Source organism: Streptomyces sp. NPDC041784 (assembly GCF_055591025.1).
The window spans coordinates 321,673-337,150 of the sequence record NZ_JBVJAB010000006.1; the positions used below are offsets into that span (position 1 = coordinate 321,673).

The 15,478-nt window shown below is 71.5% G+C and carries 13 protein-coding genes, 1 tRNA gene and 1 pseudogene; 12 read left to right on the forward strand and 3 right to left on the reverse strand.

Translation table 11 applies throughout. From position 1 onward, the window contains the following. Positions 1-116 precede the first annotated feature (116 nt). A complete protein-coding gene (locus ACZ6D7_RS15910) occupies positions 117-953 on the reverse strand; it encodes a glycerophosphodiester phosphodiesterase (protein ID WP_469490419.1) in 837 nt (278 codons plus the stop codon). A 256-nt stretch (positions 954-1,209) separates the two neighbouring features. Here ACZ6D7_RS15910 and ACZ6D7_RS15915 point away from each other — a divergent pair, with 256 nt between their 5' ends. From ACZ6D7_RS15915 to ACZ6D7_RS15935, 5 genes and pseudogenes are all read left to right on the forward strand, one after another. Further along, positions 1,210-2,811 carry a S1C family serine protease gene (locus ACZ6D7_RS15915; RefSeq protein ID WP_469490422.1) on the forward strand — a complete coding sequence of 534 codons (1,602 nt, stop codon included), beginning with the start codon at positions 1,210-1,212 and terminating at the stop codon, positions 2,809-2,811. A gap of 398 nt (positions 2,812-3,209) precedes the next feature. Next, positions 3,210-3,599 (forward strand): annotated as a pseudogene (locus ACZ6D7_RS15920) (GNAT family N-acetyltransferase); the annotation flags it as partial. A gap of 395 nt (positions 3,600-3,994) precedes the next feature. Then, on the forward strand, positions 3,995-4,861 hold the full coding sequence (locus ACZ6D7_RS15925) for an aldo/keto reductase (RefSeq protein ID WP_469490425.1): 867 nt from the start codon (positions 3,995-3,997) through the stop codon (positions 4,859-4,861). Between the two features lie 262 nt (positions 4,862-5,123). After that, positions 5,124-5,210 (forward strand) — tRNA-Ser (locus ACZ6D7_RS15930). Between the two features lie 531 nt (positions 5,211-5,741). Then, complete coding sequence (locus ACZ6D7_RS15935; RefSeq protein ID WP_469490429.1) at positions 5,742-6,386, forward strand: hypothetical protein; 645 nt, start codon at positions 5,742-5,744, stop codon at positions 6,384-6,386. Here ACZ6D7_RS15935 and ACZ6D7_RS15940 read toward each other — a convergent pair. Beyond that, on the reverse strand, positions 6,376-7,293 hold the full coding sequence (locus ACZ6D7_RS15940; protein WP_469490432.1) for a bifunctional DNA primase/polymerase: 918 nt from the start codon (positions 7,291-7,293) through the stop codon (positions 6,376-6,378). The genes ACZ6D7_RS15935 and ACZ6D7_RS15940 overlap by 11 nt on opposite strands. A 362-nt stretch (positions 7,294-7,655) precedes the next feature. Between ACZ6D7_RS15940 and ACZ6D7_RS15945 the strand changes: the two genes are divergently transcribed. From ACZ6D7_RS15945 to ACZ6D7_RS15970, 6 genes are all read left to right on the forward strand, one after another. Continuing rightward, on the forward strand, positions 7,656-7,970 hold the full coding sequence (locus ACZ6D7_RS15945; RefSeq protein ID WP_469490436.1) for a hypothetical protein: 315 nt from the start codon (positions 7,656-7,658) through the stop codon (positions 7,968-7,970). 254 nt (positions 7,971-8,224) lie between these two features. Further along, positions 8,225-9,226 (forward strand): bifunctional MaoC family dehydratase N-terminal/OB-fold nucleic acid binding domain-containing protein, encoded by a 1,002-nt coding sequence (locus tag ACZ6D7_RS15950; RefSeq protein ID WP_469490438.1) that lies wholly within the window; start codon positions 8,225-8,227, stop codon positions 9,224-9,226. After that, positions 9,223-9,618: a MaoC family dehydratase gene (locus ACZ6D7_RS15955; protein ID WP_469490441.1), complete on the forward strand. Its 396-nt coding sequence runs from the start codon at positions 9,223-9,225 to the stop codon at positions 9,616-9,618. The genes ACZ6D7_RS15950 and ACZ6D7_RS15955 overlap by 4 nt, the downstream gene beginning before the upstream one ends. Then, positions 9,615-10,784, forward strand: a complete 1,170-nt coding sequence (locus tag ACZ6D7_RS15960) for a lipid-transfer protein (RefSeq protein WP_469490444.1) — start codon at positions 9,615-9,617, stop codon at positions 10,782-10,784. The genes ACZ6D7_RS15955 and ACZ6D7_RS15960 overlap by 4 nt, the downstream gene beginning before the upstream one ends. Before the next feature lie 239 nt (positions 10,785-11,023). After that, positions 11,024-11,575 (forward strand): SigE family RNA polymerase sigma factor, encoded by a 552-nt coding sequence (locus ACZ6D7_RS15965; RefSeq protein ID WP_469490447.1) that lies wholly within the window; start codon positions 11,024-11,026, stop codon positions 11,573-11,575. A 118-nt stretch (positions 11,576-11,693) separates the two neighbouring features. After that, complete coding sequence (locus ACZ6D7_RS15970; protein WP_469490451.1) at positions 11,694-13,373, forward strand: long-chain fatty acid--CoA ligase; 1,680 nt, start codon at positions 11,694-11,696, stop codon at positions 13,371-13,373. Between the two features lie 114 nt (positions 13,374-13,487). Here the strand turns inward: ACZ6D7_RS15970 and ACZ6D7_RS15975 are convergent, their stop codons facing one another. Then, positions 13,488-14,699 carry an MFS transporter gene (locus ACZ6D7_RS15975; protein ID WP_469490453.1) on the reverse strand — a complete coding sequence of 404 codons (1,212 nt, stop codon included), beginning with the start codon at positions 14,697-14,699 and terminating at the stop codon, positions 13,488-13,490. A gap of 134 nt (positions 14,700-14,833) precedes the next feature. Here ACZ6D7_RS15975 and ACZ6D7_RS15980 point away from each other — a divergent pair, with 134 nt between their 5' ends. Further along, positions 14,834-15,427 carry a TetR family transcriptional regulator gene (locus ACZ6D7_RS15980; RefSeq protein ID WP_469490456.1) on the forward strand — a complete coding sequence of 198 codons (594 nt, stop codon included), beginning with the start codon at positions 14,834-14,836 and terminating at the stop codon, positions 15,425-15,427. Positions 15,428-15,478: the final 51 nt, after the last annotated feature.

The window sequence follows — 15,478 nt, forward strand, 5'->3', positions numbered from 1 at the left end:
GGCCGATTTGGAGGATGGAGGAGGGTTGGCATGGGGTCAAGGGGGTGTGAGGCATGTGTGAGGCCTGAGTTACCCGTGGGCCGGGTGAGGTGCCGTCCGGACCGATGTGAGACGGATCACCGATCCAGTTGGCGCAGTACCGCGCGCGGGCGGTTGGTGATGATCGCGTCGATGCCCAACTCGACACAGAGGTCGACGTCCTCGGGCTCGTTCACCGTCCACACGTGCACCTGGTGCCCGGCCCGCTTCAGGCGCTCGACGTACGCCGGGTGGTTGCGCACGATCCGGATCGACGGGCCCGCGATCCGCACCCCCGCCGGCAGCCGTCCGTCCCGCAGTCGCGGCGAGAGGAACTGCACCAGATAGACCGTCGGCAGGGTCGGCGCGGCGGCACGCACGCGGTGCAGCGAACGCGCCGAGAAGCTCATGATCCGTACCGGCGACTCGGCCGCCGAGGCCGGCGCGTCCAGGCCGAACCGCTTCAGCAGCACCAGCAGCCGCTCCTCCACCTGCCCGGCCCAGCGCGTCGGATGCTTGGTCTCGATCGCCAGCTCCACCCGGCGCCCCGCGTCGGAGACCAGCTCCAGCAGGCGTTCCAGGGTCAGTACGGAGGTGTCCTCGCGGTCCTCGGGGCGGAACTCCCAGTCCGGCTCCTCGTCCCGCGCCCGCCAGGCCTCGCGGGCCTCCCGGGTCTTCCAGGAACCGAAGTCGAGTGCCGCGAGGTCGGCCAGTTCCAGGGCGGAGACGGCACCGCGGCCGTTGGACGTACGGTTGACGCGGCGGTCGTGCACACAGACGAGATGGCCGTCGGCCGTCAGCCGGACATCGCACTCGAGGGCGTCGGCGCCGTCCTCGATGGCCTTCCGGTACGCGGCCAGGGTGTGCTCGGGTGCCTCTTCGGAGGCTCCGCGGTGGGCGACGACTTGAATGCGATGTGGGCGTGCGTGGGTCACCGCGACATGGTGCCACCCGCCGGCTGTCTGAGAAGCCCCTGAGATGTTTCGCGGAAGCGTACGGATTGCGTCGAATAACCCATATAAAGAATCGCCATGGACCCACAGGCACCGCTTATGGTGCTCTGACGGCCCGTGGGAAAAGCTGAGACGTACAAAAGCACACGCACAGCTGCCAGCGCGCCGGGTCGACGACAAGCGTGAACGGGCGTGACCTAGTGCGACCGACAACAGCCGTGGATCGAGGAGAAGAGCTGTGAGCACCGAGAACGAGGGCACCAACGAGGGCACCCCGGTACCCCCGGCCCCGTCCGCACCCCCCGTGCCGGTGGAAACTCCCTCGGCCGCCCCGCAGACGCCCGCGCCCGACGCGGGCGCTCCCACGACCCCGCTCCCGACGACGCCGGCCGCCCCGGTCGCGGCTCCCGAGGGCGACTGGCCGCCGCCCACCGTGCCGGCCGCAGCGGCCGATTGGCCGCCGCCGGCCCCGGCGACTCCTCAGGCGACCGCCACGGACGGCGGCTGGTCCGCCCAGCCACCCGCCACGCCCGCCTATACCGAGGCCGGCGCCCCCGCGGCACCCGCCTACGCGGATGCCGGCGCTCCCGCCATGCCCGCCTACGCGGACGCCGGTCTGGCGGGCACGCACGCGTACGGCGCGGCCGGCGCCGGTGACGGTGGTGCCGGGGCCGGCACCGGCCCCGCCTGGGGCGCCTCCTACCAGCAGCCCGCGCCCAAGTCCGGCCGTGGCCGCGGCGGGCTCGTCGCGGCGCTCCTGATCGCCGCGCTGGTCGCCGGCGGCCTGGGCGGCGGCATCGGCTACACCCTCGCCAAGAACGACGACACGGGCTCGACCACCGTGTCCTCCTCCACCAGCGGCGGCGCCGTCAAGCGTGACCCGGGCACCATCGCCGGGGTCGCCCAGAGGGCGCTGCCCAGCACGGTCACCATCGAGGCCGAGTCCAGCAACGGCGAGGGCGGCACCGGCACCGGCTTCGTCTTCGACACCCAGGGCCACATCGTCACCAACAACCACGTCGTCGCCGACGCGGTCGACGGCGGCAAGGTGACGGCCACCTTCCCGGACGGCAAGAAGTACGACGCCGAGGTCGTCGGCCACGCCCAGGGCTACGACGTGGCGGTCATCAAGCTCAAGAACGCGCCGTCGAACCTGAAGCCCCTCACCCTGGGCGACTCCGACAAGGTGGCGGTCGGCGACTCCACGATCGCGATCGGCGCCCCCTTCGGGCTCTCCAACACGGTCACGACCGGCATCATCAGCGCCAAGAACCGCCCGGTCGCGTCCTCCGACGGCACCGGCAGCAGCTCCTCGTACATGAGCGCCCTCCAGACGGACGCCTCCATCAACCCCGGCAACTCCGGCGGTCCGCTCCTGGACGCCCAGGGCAATGTCATCGGCATCAACTCCGCGATCCAGTCCACGGGCAGCGGCGGCCTCGGCGGCACCACCCAGTCCGGCTCGATCGGCCTCGGCTTCGCCATCCCGATCAACCAGGCCAAGTACGTCGCCCAGGAGCTGATCAAGACGGGCGAGCCGGTATACGCCAAGATCGGCGCGTCCGTCTCGCTGGACGACTCCACGGGCGGCGCGAAGATCACCGACACGGGCGCGGGCGGTGCCGACGCCGTGGAGTCGGGCGGCCCGGCGGCCAAGGCCGGTCTCAAGCCCGGTGACGTCATCATCAAGCTCGACGACACGGTGATCGACAGCGGCCCCACCCTCATCGGCGAGATCTGGACCCACCAGCCCGGCGACAAGGTCACCATCACCTACGAGCGCGACGGCAAGTCCCACACGGTCGACCTCACCCTCGGCTCCCGCACCGGCGACAACTAGGACAGGTCCTAACCCCGCACACGCCCGCGCCCACCCGTTACTCCGGGACCCGCTCCGCCGAGTGATCGACGGCGCGGGGTGGGTTGCCCGAGCGGCCCAAGGGAACGGTCTTGAATGCCGTGCTGGCAGCGATGCCATCGCGGGTTCGAATCTCACCGCCTCCGCGCAGGTAGAAACGTTGCAGGTCAGAAGGGGTGCCTCCCACTGGGAGGCACCCCTTCCGCATGGAACCTGGCTTCGCCAGGAACACTTCCCTGCGCGCGTTCCATGCGAGGCGGCTGTGGGTGATGTCTGGGTCGTCGGTGGGCAGGCGGAGTAGTCGTGCCGTGCACGATCTGCTGGTAGGCGGAGCCTTGGTCGTGAGGATCGGACCGGGACCGGATATTCGGTGTTCTGACGGGGCCCGGGTGGCCATCGACCGCGCTTCTGACGGGGCCTTCGTCGGCTGGTGCGGTCTGACCGGATGGAACCCGGACTACCGCAGCGCGTCGTTGGGCTACGTCCTCGACGAAGCGATGTGGGGACACGGCTACGCGACGGAGGCCGCGCACGCCTTGCTGCAGTGGGCATTCGACACGCTGGACCTGAATCGGGTTCAGGCCGAGACCGATACGCGCAACGTGGCATCTGCCCGGGTCCTGGAGAAGATCGGATTCATGCGTGAAGGGACGTTGCGGGAGGACTGCGTCGTGAACGGCGAGGTGTCCGACTCGTGGGTGTTCGGGTTGATCAGGCGAGAGTGGCGGCCGGCGGCCGTGCCGATTCCAGCCCGCGAAGAGCGGCGTTAAGTCCGTCTCTGGTAGAGGCCGCGTCCAGGTTGCGTGAGGAAGCCTTGACGGGTGAGGCGTCCGAGGCGGCTGCGGGCGACGTTCATGGCCGGGTCGTCGGTGGGCATGCCGAGGAGTTCGTGTAGATCACGGACCCGGAACGCTTGATCGGGGTGGGTGTTGAAGGAGGACGTCGACGGCCAGTCCCCGCTTGCGGCCCGGAGTCCTCTTGTTCGCGTCCAGCCCCGTCGTGGCCTTCGGGTGCGTTTTGGTTGGCCACTTTGGTGCTCGACATCGACTTGCTTGGTGAGGCTGGCGCGCGCAGTGCCCGAAACGGGGGTTGTTTGCTGCGTCGCGTTCGAGGAATCCGCATCAGGCGGGCCCCAGGTATCGTCGAGCTGGCGAGGGGGAAACCGATGACTTCAGGTACAACGGACACTCCGGGCACGGCGGGCACGTTCTCCATCGGAGGCGAATACCGGGTAACGCGGCTTGGGTTCGGTGCCATGCGCCTGCCGACCGAGCCCGGCCCTGAGCGGGAAGCCGCCATCGCGGTAGCCCGGCGGGCCGTCGAGCTGGGCGTCACCTTGATCGACACCGCCCACCTGTACGGATGGGGCGCCAACGAGGAACTCCTGGCCGAGGCCCTGCATCCGTACCCGGACGACCTGCTGATCACCACCAAGGTCGGGGTCACCCAGTGCGGGCCGGAAGGGTGGGCGTACGACGCACGGCCGGAGAGCCTGCGCGAGCAGGTCGAGCAGGGCCTGCGCCGGCTCCGGACCGAGCGCGTCGGTCTCCTGCAACTGCACCGGATCGACCCGAAGGTTCCGGTCGCCGAACAGGTTGGCGCGCTCCGAGAACTCCAACTGGATGGGAAGATCGGGCACATCGGGCTGTCCGAGGTCACCACTGCGGAGCTCGCCGAGGCCCGGCAGACCGCCGAGATCGCGAGCGTACAGAACCGCTACAACCTCTTCGACCGAGACTACGAGTCGGTTCTGGAGGCATGCGAGGCCACCGGCATCGCCTTTCTTCCCTGGCGCCCCGTCGCCACCGCAGCCGACTCCGGCCAGGCCTCCACGCTCGCCACCGTCGCCACCGAACTCGGCGCCACCGCCCCCCAGGTCCTGCTCGCCTGGCTACTCGCCCGTTCCCCGGTCGTCCTGCCTATCCCCGGAACAGCCTCGCTCGCCCATCTGGAGGAGAATCTCGCTGCGGCGGACCTCCGGCTCACCGACTCCCAGCGGCAGCGCCTCGACCGTGCGGCCGTGCCCGCCTAGGGACAGGTCCTAGGAGCGACGCTCGACGGCGCGCCGTGCCACTCCGGCCTCCGATCAGCTTGGCGGACGCCCTTCGATGTGAGGAGGCCGGCAGTTGGCCCGAGGCTCGCATGCACTACGCGGGGCAGCAGATCAGGTGCTGATCGGCGCGGCGTTCTGGTGAGTGGAGCGGAGCCGGTGGACCCCGTGTGGACCACGCCCCCCGCGAAGCGTCCGAGGCCGGTACGCTGTACCCGCTCCACCCCAGGTGGGCGGTGGCGGAGGTGGGTTGCCCGAGCGGCCTAAGGGAACGGTCTTGAAAACCGTCGTGGCAGCGATGTCACCGTGGGTTCAAATCCCACACCCACCGCAGGTGACGGCCCCTGACCAGGAAATACGGTCGGGGGCCGTCGTCATGGGCGTTGTCTGTAGGGCACCGCTGTTCCCCGTGGTTCCCCGGTCTGTCGGGCACGGTTGGGGCACGGTGCCAGGGCGTGATCCAATTCGCCCAGCCAAAGGTGAACTTGTATGCGGCGCGTACGGCGTCCCGCCCTCGGCGGCCGGCCAGGAGTGCTACAGCCAGGGCGACGACGAACAGCGCGGCAAAGGCACCAGCGAAGATGCGACGGGGGGAACGGTGGCGGCGGGGGCTCGATCCTGCCGATCAGCCTCAACGGTGTCATCCCCATGTTCAACAACATCACCACCAACAACAACATCAGCGGAGTCGCCGTCAGTGGCCCGGCTTCTGCCCCGTCACGCCCGTCCGCGCCCCGTGACGGCTTTGTCCCGGCTGTGTGACGCAAGGGCTTGCTGGGGTGCCTGGCGGGCGGCGGCGTTGTTACGGTCCCGCTCCGTGGGGCGGCCGGATGGGGCGCCCGTGAACAGGGGGATGTCCCAGATGAAGGTCAAGGTCGACCTGCTCAGATCCGTTGCCGTCGCGCTCGCGGGTGTCACGCTGACCGTCGTTCTCACCGGGTGCCAGGAGGGGAGCTCCGGCAGCGGGGCGGACAAGGGGGCCGGCGCGGGGCCCTCCACCACCGTCGCCTCGCCGTCCGCCGCCTCCACGACACCGGCCGGCGCCACCACCGCCACCCCCTCCCCGGCCGGCGCCTCCGCCGAGCCCGCCGCCGCTTCCACGCCCCCCGCCGCCCCCGCCGCTCCCGCCGCCACTGCCTGCACCGACGAACCGCCCACCCCCGAAGAGGTCGACCCCGACGAGATCGCCCTCTTCCGGGTCGAGGAGATCGACGGCATCGGCGACAAGGTGAACCTCGTCATCCAGCACGGGGTCTGGGGGTGCCCGGGGAAGGACACGGACGGGGCGCCGTTCGTCGTGACGGGGGAGGACAGCCGGTGGGCGATGGATCAGGGCGCGTACGTCACGGCCGTCACGCCGATCGTCGAGAGCACGGAGAACCAGCGGATCGGGGTGCAGGAGCTGATCGATTGGGTGGACGCCCATCCCGACTCCGGACTGGTGTTCCGGTACACCGTCGGTGACGACGGGGCCATTCACCGGCTGGAGCAGGTCTTCACGCCGTAGGGCGGCGGCTCATGCGGGCCGCCGAGGCCACCGTGGAGCGGGCCTCGCGTTCCGTGAGGCCGGTGTGGACCGCGGCCGTGACGAGGGCGTCGGTGAGGGCCTCGCCGACGCCGTTCTCGTAGGCCCGGCAGGCCGCCCAGAACAGCCGGGTGTTGCGCTGTCCCTCGTACGCCGCGAGGACGAACTGGACCAGGCCGCGGCCGTGCGCACCGCCGGCCGTGGGCGCCGGGCCCCGGGTGCGTGGCGGGGGCGGGAGCAGCAGGCGCAGCAGGGCGCGGGGGCAGGGCGCCGGAGCCAGGTGGTCCGTGCCGGGGGCGGTGGTGTAGACGCCGTGGGCGGTGCGGGAGCCGGGGCCGACCAGGTAGCCGCCCGCGCCGCGGATGTCGATGCCGGGGGCGAGGCGGCCGGCCGAGTTGGGGACGACGACGTCCGGCGGGCCGGTGAGCCAGAGGTGGCGGCCGCCGGAGGGGGTGATGACGACGACCGTCGGCGGGATCGTGAAGAGGTGGCCGAGGGCCAGGTCGCGCAGGGCGGTGGTGGAGTCGGTGCCGGTCTTGGTGTCGAGGTCGATGCCGATCAGGTGGTGTGGGGGCAGGCCGCAGGCGATGCCGTAGCCGGTGGCCCAGGGGGCTGCGGTGAAGAGTTCGCGGATGCGGGACGGGTCGGTGGAGGCGTCGTACACGCCGTGGCCGGGGCGGCCGCACTCGCCGTGGCAGCGCGGGCCGCCCTGCTGGCCGCCCTGCTGGTCGCGGTGCGGGGAGCGCAGGGCCGGGAGTTTGGCGCGGGACAGGGGGATGACGGCCAGGCCGCGTTCGGCGGCGGACAGGGCGTGGGCGAGGGCCAGTTTGGCGGCCTGCCGGGGGTACCGGGTGGCGTGCCCGGCGGGGTGCCGGTCTGTGGTGGCCATGGCTTCATTGTCGTACTGGTGTTCGATGAAGGGAAGAGGGCCAGGCCTGGCCGGTGCGCGACGCGCCGGGGCTCCCGATCTTGGCCGGAAATCTGCCGGAACGCTTCACCTGTTGTGGGGCTTGAGGGGCGAGTGTCCGGATTGCCGGGGGTTATGGGTTCCCGGGGAAGAAAAGTGGTGCTAGGGGTTTATCGACTTGTCATCACGCTTGCGTGCTAATCACGGCTTCCGGTGTGGTTCGCCGGGGATGCGGTGGGCAACTCTGGTCTCGCGACGTCGTGACAGCGCCGGGGCGGTCGGCCGACTTCCCTGGTGAAAGCCGTATCTCAAGCTCCGTAGTGCATGGTTCTGGAGGAACTGACATGGCAAGCATCCGTACTGCCCGCGTCATCGCCGCCGTCTCCGCCCTTCCGCTGGCAGCCGCGCTCTTCAGTGGCGTCGCGGTGGCGGACAACGGCGGATTCGCGGACAACGGATCGAACGCTGGTGTCGCGAGCATCGTCGGCAGCGGTGTCGGACACGACAACAAGGGCAACTCATCCACCACGCAGCAGAACGCGGTGGGTTCCGGTGCCACGAACCAGAGCAACACCGCGCAGGTCAACGGCTCCGCGTTCTCGCCGGTCAACCAGGGCAACAGCAACGTGGCGGTGTCCTTCGTGCCGCTGTGGTGGTGAGCTGAGGGGGGCCGCCGCCGGCCCCCGGCTTCCGTGGTGGGTGTGCTTCGTGGGGTGTGACAGCGACTGCGCGGCGGTACTTCGGTACCGCCGCGCAGTCGTGTTCGCGTGACCTTGACAGGCCTCGTCATCTGACGGACAGTCAGAAACCGGCGTCCGGAGACCCTTCCGGCACCGGTCCGAGCGATGCAAGCAGCGATCAAACGTGGTCAAGGCGATCCAGGCGATCGAGGCAGTTCCGGGAGGAGTGCGCCGTGGGTGAGGACGACGATCTCTACACGCGGCTGAAGGGATACGAGGGCCGCCCCTCCACCGTGGCCGGCACCGGCCGCGACCCCGTCAACGCGCCCATGATCCGGCACTGGTGCGAGGCCATGGGCGACACCAACCCCGCCTACACCGGCCCCGACGCGACCGCCCCGCCCACCATGCTCCAGGCGTGGATCATGGCCGGCCTGAGCCCCCACACCGGACGCGCCCGGCCCTACGAGGAGTTGCTCGCCCTCCTCGACGCGGCGGGCTGCACCTCGATCGTCGCCACCGACTGCGAGCAGGAGTACCTGCGCCCCCTGCGGCCGGGCGACGAGGTCGTCTACGACTCGGTGATCGAGTCGGTCTCGGAGCGCAAGGCGACCAAGCTGGGCACCGGGTACTTCATCACCACCCGGACGGACATCAGGGTCGGCCCCGCGCTCGTCGGCACCCACCGCTTCCGTGTCCTGAAGTACGCCCCGGCCCGCCGCCCGGCGACGATGGCGGAGCCGGCCAGGACGGCGGACACGGTGGACACGGTGGACACGGCGGACACGGCGGACACGGCGGACACGGCGGACACGGCGGATACGGCGAAGCCGCCCGAGCGCCGCCCCCGGCCCGTCGTCAACCGCGACAACGCCGGATTCTGGGACGGCGTCCGCGACCACCGTCTCCTCCTCCAGCGCTGCACCGCCTGCGCCGGCCTGCGCTTTCCATGGCTGCCGGGCTGCGCCGACTGCGGCTGCGCGGACTGGGACACCGTCGAGGCCTGCGGCGAGGGGACCGTGTTCTCGTACGTCGTCATGCACCACCCGCCGTTCCCGGCCTTCGAGCCGCCGTACGCGGTCGGGCTGGTCGAGCTGGCGGAGGGGGTGCGGATGGTGAGCAACGTGGTCGGGATGCCGTACGACAAGGTGCGGATCGGGATGCCGGTGCGGGTCGCATTCCGGAGGTACGACGACGAGTTGGTGCTCCCGGTTTTCCAGGGGGTGTCGGCGTGAACGTGGGTGACGTACTGCCGCCGCTGGAGATCGAGGTCACCCGGACGCTGATCGTCGCGGGCGCGCTCGCCTCGCGGGACCACCAGGACGTGCACCACGATCCCGAGGCGGCCAGGCGGAAGGGCTCGCCGGACATCTTCATGAACATCCTCACCACCAACGGGCTGGTCGGCCGCTATCTGACCGACCACTTCGGCCCCAGGGCGGTGCTCCGCAAGGTCGCCATCCGGCTCGGCGCGCCCAACTACCCGGGGGACACGATGGTGTTGCGGGGCCGGATCGAGGCGGTCGACGGGGAGACGGCCGTGGTGCGGGTGACCGGGGACAACGGGATCGGCAGGCATGTCAGCGGCACGGTGACCCTGACCGTCCCGGCGGGAGGCGCGCGGTGAGCGTGCGGACGCGGGACTCCCTCGGCGGACGGGCCGCGGTCGTCGGCATCGGCGCGACCGAGTTCTCCAAGGACTCGGGGCGCAGCGAGCTGCGGCTGGCGGCCGAGGCGGTGCGGGCGGCGCTCGACGACGCCGGGCTCACCGCCGCCGATGTGGACGGGCTGGTGACGTTCACGATGGACACCAGCCCGGAGATCACCGTGGCGCAGGCCTGCGGGATGGGGGAGCTGTCCTTCTTCTCGCGGGTGCACTACGGCGGCGGGGCGGCCTGCGCGACCGTCCAGCAGGCGGCGCTCGCGGTCGCCACCGGCGTGGCGGAGGTCGTCGTCTGCTACCGCGCGTTCAACGAGCGCTCGGGCCGCCGTTTCGGCGCGGGCGTACGCCACCGGGAGCCCTCGGCGGAGGGGACCGCGCTGGGCTGGACCCTGCCGTTCGGACTGCTCACGCCCGCGTCCTGGGTGGCGATGGCGGCCCAGCGCTACCTGTACACCTACGGGTTGACCCCGGAGGAGGCGTTCGGGCCGGTCGCCGTGACGGCCCGGCGGCACGCGGCGGCGAACCCGGCGGCGTACTTCCACGGCCGTCCGATCACCCTCGCCGACCACGCGGCCTCCCGCTGGATCGCGGAGCCGCTGAGGCTGCTGGACTGCTGCCAGGAGACGGACGGCGGACAGGCGCTGGTGGTCACGTCGGTGGAGCGGGCCCGCGATCTGCGGCAGCCGCCGGCCGTGATCGCCGCGGCCGCGCAGGGCGCGGGGCGGGCCCAGGAGCAGATGACGAGCTTCTACCGCGACGACCTGACGAGTCTGCCGGAGATGGGCGTGGTGGCCCGCCAGCTGTGGCGGACCTCGGGTCTCGCGCCCGCCGACATCGACGTCGGCATCCTGTACGACCACTTCTCGCCGTTCGTGCTGATGCAGCTGGAGGAGTTCGGCTTCTGCGCCCCCGGCGAGGCGGCCGGCTTCGTCGCGGCGGACCGGCTGCCGCTGAACACCCACGGCGGCCAGCTCGGCGAGGCGTACCTGCACGGGATGAACGGTGTCGCCGAGGCCGTACGGCAGCTGCGCGGCACGTCCGTGAACCAGGTGCCGGGGGCCGCCCGCACCCTGGTGACGGCGGGCACGGGCGTGCCGACGTCGGGCCTGGTGCTGACCGCGGCGGGATGAGTCCCCAGGGCGCGGCGGGATGAGTCCCCAGGGGTCGACCCGTGGTCCCGCCAGGGGGCGACCCCCGGTACCCCCAGGGGTCAACCCGTAGTACCCCCAGGGGCCAACCCGTAGGAGAGGGGGACTCCTCGTCCACCTTCAGGAGGTGGCGCCGGCACCACCCCTACAACCTGAGTCGGACCCGGCTTCGGCACCTGCGGGCGATCCGCCGACCAGGGGTGCGCTCCTAGCGTGGAGCCATGACCACACCCGTCTGCACCAGCGCTTCGAACGGCATGACGCGGCCTTCCCCGTACCCGTCCTTCACGTCGTACGTCAGGGCCCGTCAGCCGGTGCTGCTGCGCACCGCACGGTCGCTGACCGCGAACCCGAGCGACGCGGAGGACCTGCTGCAGACCGCTCTCACCAAGACGTACGTCGCGTGGGAGCGGATCGAGGACCACCGGGCGCTCGACGGCTATGTCCGCCGGGCCCTGCTGAACACGCGCACCTCGCAGTGGCGCAAGCGCAAGGTCGACGAGTACGTCTGCGACGACCTGCCCGAGCCGGAGCCGCAGCCCGGCGCGGCGGACGACCCGGCCGAGCGGCAGGCGCTGCACGACGCGATGTGGCGGGCGATCATGAAGCTGCCCGCCCGGCAGCGGGCGATGGTCGTCCTCAGGTACTACGAGGATCTCAGCGAGGCTCAGACGGCCGAGGTCCTCGGGGTCTCCGTCGGCACGGTGAAATCGGCGGTCTCCCGGGCCCTCGGGAAGCTCCGCGAGGACCCTGAGCTGGGGCTTGTTCGCTAGCGGGCCGACATGGTGGGGTGACCCGGGGTTCGGCGGGACGTGATCGATCATCGTTACCTAGTGACATACCGCGCGGTATGTGCGCAGAATCAGCGCAACCGTTACCACCGCGCAGGCAATGTCGCCGCCCTGGGAGGACGCCGTGCTGAGCACCATGCAGGACGTACCACTGCTGATCTCGAGGATTCTCACCCACGGGGCGAAGATCCACGGCACATCACAGGTGACCACCTGGACCGGTGAGGGCGAGGCCCACCGCCGCTCCTTCGCCGAGATCGGCGACCGCGCGGCCCAGCTGGCGCACGCCCTGCGCGACGACCTCGGGGTGACCGGCGACGACCGGGTCGCCACCCTGATGTGGAACAACGCCGAGCACGTCGAGGCGTACTTCGCGATCCCCGCCATGGGCGCCGTGCTGCACACCCTGAACCTGCGGCTGCCCCCCGAGCAGCTGGCGTGGATCGTCAACCACGCCGCCGACAAGGTCGTCATAGCCAACGGCTCCCTGCTGCCGCTGCTCGCGCCGCTGCTCCCGCACCTCAAGACGGTCGAGCACGTCGTCGTCTCCGGCCCCGGCGACCGCTCCCTCCTCGCGGGCGTGACCCCGCAGGTCCACGAGTACGAGGACCTGATCGCCGGAAAGCCCACCGCCTACGACTGGCCCGAGCTGGACGAACGCGCGGCCGCCGCCATGTGCTACACCTCCGGCACCACCGGCGACCCCAAGGGCGTGGTCTACAGTCACCGCTCGATCTACCTGCACTCGATGCAGGTCAACATGGCCCAGTCGATGGGCCTCACCGACCAGGACACCACCCTGGTCGTGGTCCCGCAGTTCCATGTCAACGCCTGGGGCCTGCCGCACGCCACCTTCATGACCGGCGTCAACATGCTGATGCCGGACCGCTTCCTCCAGCCCGCGCCGCTCGCCGAGATGATCGAGGCCGAGAAGCCCACCCACGCGGCCGCCGTCCCCACCATCTGGCAGGGCCTGCTCGCCGAACTGACCGCCAAGCCGCGGGACGTCAGCTCGCTCGGCCAGGTCACCATCGGCGGCGCGGCCTGTCCGCCCTCCCTCATGACCGCCTTCGACCGGCTGGGCATGCGGGTCTGCCACGCCTGGGGAATGACCGAGACCTCCCCGCTCGGCACCATCGCCCGCCCGCCGGCCCACGCGGTCGGCACCGACGACGAGTTCCGCTACCGCCTCACCCAGGGCCGCTTCCCGGCCGGCGTCGAGGGCCGCCTCACCGGCCCCGGCGGCGAACGCCTCCCCTGGGACGGCGAGTCCGCGGGCGAGCTGGAGGTGCGCGGCGCCTGGATCGCCGGCGCCTACTACAACGGCCCCGACGCCGAACCGCTGCGCCCCGCCGACAAGTTCAGCGAGGACGGCTGGCTCAAGACCGGTGACGTCGGCACCATCTCCCCCGACGGCTTCCTCACCCTCACCGACCGCGCCAAGGACGTCATCAAGTCCGGCGGCGAGTGGATCTCCTCGGTGGAGCTGGAGAACGCGCTGATGGCGCACCCGGACGTCGCCGAGGCGGCCGTCGTCGCCGTCCCCGACGACAGGTGGGGCGAGCGTCCGCTGGCCACGGTCGTCCTCCGGGAGGGCTCCAGCGCCGACTTCGAGACGCTGCGCGCCTTCCTCGCCGAGGAGGGCAAGATCGCCAGGTGGCAGCTCCCGGAGCGCTGGACGATCGTCGAGGCGGTCCCGAAGACCAGCGTCGGCAAGTTCGACAAGAAGGTGCTGCGCCGGCGGTACGCCGAGGGCGAGCTGGACGTCACCCAGCTCTGACCGGCGCCCGCCCCCGTCCGTACGCCGGGCAGGTCACCTCGCGGCACCTGTCCGGCGTACACCTTGCCGTACACGCCGTACGGCCGTGTTCGTCACCCTCGTAGGAGGTCGGCGTCACCGTCGTACGGCCGTGGTCGCCCATCCCAGCAGCAGCCACGTGCCCGCCACCGCGACGACCCCGCCCCAGCCGACGTGGGTGTAGGCCAGGCCCGCCAGGGCCGAGGCGGTGGCGCCGCCCGCGAAGCCCGCCACCACGTAGGCGCTGTTGGCGGTGGCCGGGGCGGAGGTGGTGGTCAGGGCCAGCGTCTGGTTGGCGACATGGGAGGCGACGAGCGCCGCGTGGATCACGATCGCGGCCACGAAGAGGGCCACGATCACGTGCCCGCCCAGCCAGAACAGCGGGACGGAGACGGCGGCCAGCAGATACGCGCCGCGCACGACCTTCGCGGCGCCGAAGCGGTCGACCAGCCCGCCCGCCAGCGGCGCGACCACGCTCGCCGCGAGCCCGAAGAGGCCGAACAGCCCGGCGGTCGCGGTGGACAGGCCGTACGGCTCGTCCGTCAGGAGCAGGGCCAGCGAGGTCCACAGGGCGCTCCAGGCGCCGTACATCCCCGCCTGCCGTACGCAGGCCCGCCACAGGTCGGGTGAGCGGCGCACCAGGCCCGGCATGGTCCGCAGACCGGTGAAGAGGCCGCCCTCGCGGGTGCGGGGGCGCTCGGCGGGGAGCGCGGCCGCGGTCAGCAGGCCGAGGACGGCCGTGAGCACGGCCGCGCCCACGAACACCGCCCGCCAGCCGAAGGTCTGCCCGGCGAGTCCGCCGAGGACCCGGGCGGCGACGATGCCGGTGAACAGTCCGGCGATGACCGCGGCGACATGGCGTGCGCGGTGGTGGGCGGGGGCGCGTTCGGCGACCAGCGGGACCAGCAGCTGCGGCACGACGGTCGCGGCGGAGGCGACGAGCACGGCGGCCGCGAGCGCGGTGGTGCCGGCCGCGGCGGCGCCCGCGACCAGCGCCGCCGAGGTGACCAGGGAGAGCGCGGCGACCAGCCGGCGCCGGTTCACCCGGTCGCCGAGCGGGGCGAAGACGAGCAGGCCGGCCGCGTAGCCGAACTGGGCGACCGAGGCGATCCAGGCCACGGCCGAGGGCGCGGAGCCGAAGTCGTGGGCGATGAGCGGGAGCAGCGGGGCCGCGACGTAGATGTTGGCGGCCGTGACCGCGGTGCACAGAGCGATGAGGACGAGCAGCAGGTCCCGCTGCCGGCCGTGGCCGGTGGCCGGGGGCCGCCGGGTGGGCCGCGGGGCGGTGACTGCGGACGGGGACGACATGGAGGCGCTCCTTGGAGCAGGCTCTAGGAAGTAACCAAACAGTTGGAACGACGGAACGAGGGGTGCAACAGTCGGGAGCGCGGGGGCATTCCCGGCCACCAACCAGCTGGTTACAAACTGGCTACCATGGCCCCATGACAGCCACCAGGGACCCCGAGGCCACCCGGGCGCGGATCTTCGACGCCGCCGTCGCCGAGTTCGCCCGGTACGGCATCGCGGGCGCCCGCATCGACCGCATCGCGGCCGCCGCGAAGGCGAACAAGCAGCTCATCTACGCCTACTACGGCAACAAGGCGCAGCTGTTCTCCCAGGTCCTCGGCCGCTGCATGGTCCACCTCGCCGCCGCCGTCCCCGTCGACCCGGACGACGTCGAGGGCTGGCTCGACCGGCTCATGGACTACCACGCCGCCCATCCCGAACTGCTGCGCCTCCTCTACTGGGAGGGCATCGAGTACGGCAGCGCCGAACTGCCCGACGAGGCGGAACGCCAGGAGCACTACGCCCTCAAGGTCGCCGCCGTGCGCGACGCCCAGGAACGCGGCGTGGTCTCCGACGCCATTCCGGCCGGCGACCTGTTCTTCCTGCTGATCGCGCTGGCCAACTGGGCCACCGTCGTCCCCCGGATGAGCCGCATCCTGACCGGCGACACGGACGCCGACCGTGACCGCCTGCGCGCCTCCGTCAAGGAGGCGGCGCGGCGGCTGGTGGCCCGCGAGGACCCGTCCTAGGCCGGTAGGTACTACGGGTACTACGGGTACTACGGGTACTACAGGTACTGG

Bases quoted from the DNA above. Each gene is read 5' to 3' on its own strand.
- ACZ6D7_RS15925 (WP_469490425.1), top strand. From the start codon at position 3,995: ATGACTTCAGGTACAACGGACACTCCGGGCACGGCGGGCACGTTCTCC.
- ACZ6D7_RS15935 (WP_469490429.1), top strand. From the start codon at position 5,742: ATGAAGGTCAAGGTCGACCTGCTCAGATCCGTTGCCGTCGCGCTCGCG.
- ACZ6D7_RS15940 (WP_469490432.1), bottom strand. From the start codon at position 7,293: ATGGCCACCACAGACCGGCACCCCGCCGGGCACGCCACCCGGTACCCC.
- ACZ6D7_RS15945 (WP_469490436.1), top strand. From the start codon at position 7,656: ATGGCAAGCATCCGTACTGCCCGCGTCATCGCCGCCGTCTCCGCCCTT.
- ACZ6D7_RS15965 (WP_469490447.1), top strand. From the start codon at position 11,024: ATGACCACACCCGTCTGCACCAGCGCTTCGAACGGCATGACGCGGCCT.
- ACZ6D7_RS15970 (WP_469490451.1), top strand. From the start codon at position 11,694: ATGTCGCCGCCCTGGGAGGACGCCGTGCTGAGCACCATGCAGGACGTA.
- ACZ6D7_RS15975 (WP_469490453.1), bottom strand. From the start codon at position 14,699: ATGTCGTCCCCGTCCGCAGTCACCGCCCCGCGGCCCACCCGGCGGCCC.
- ACZ6D7_RS15980 (WP_469490456.1), top strand. From the start codon at position 14,834: ATGACAGCCACCAGGGACCCCGAGGCCACCCGGGCGCGGATCTTCGAC.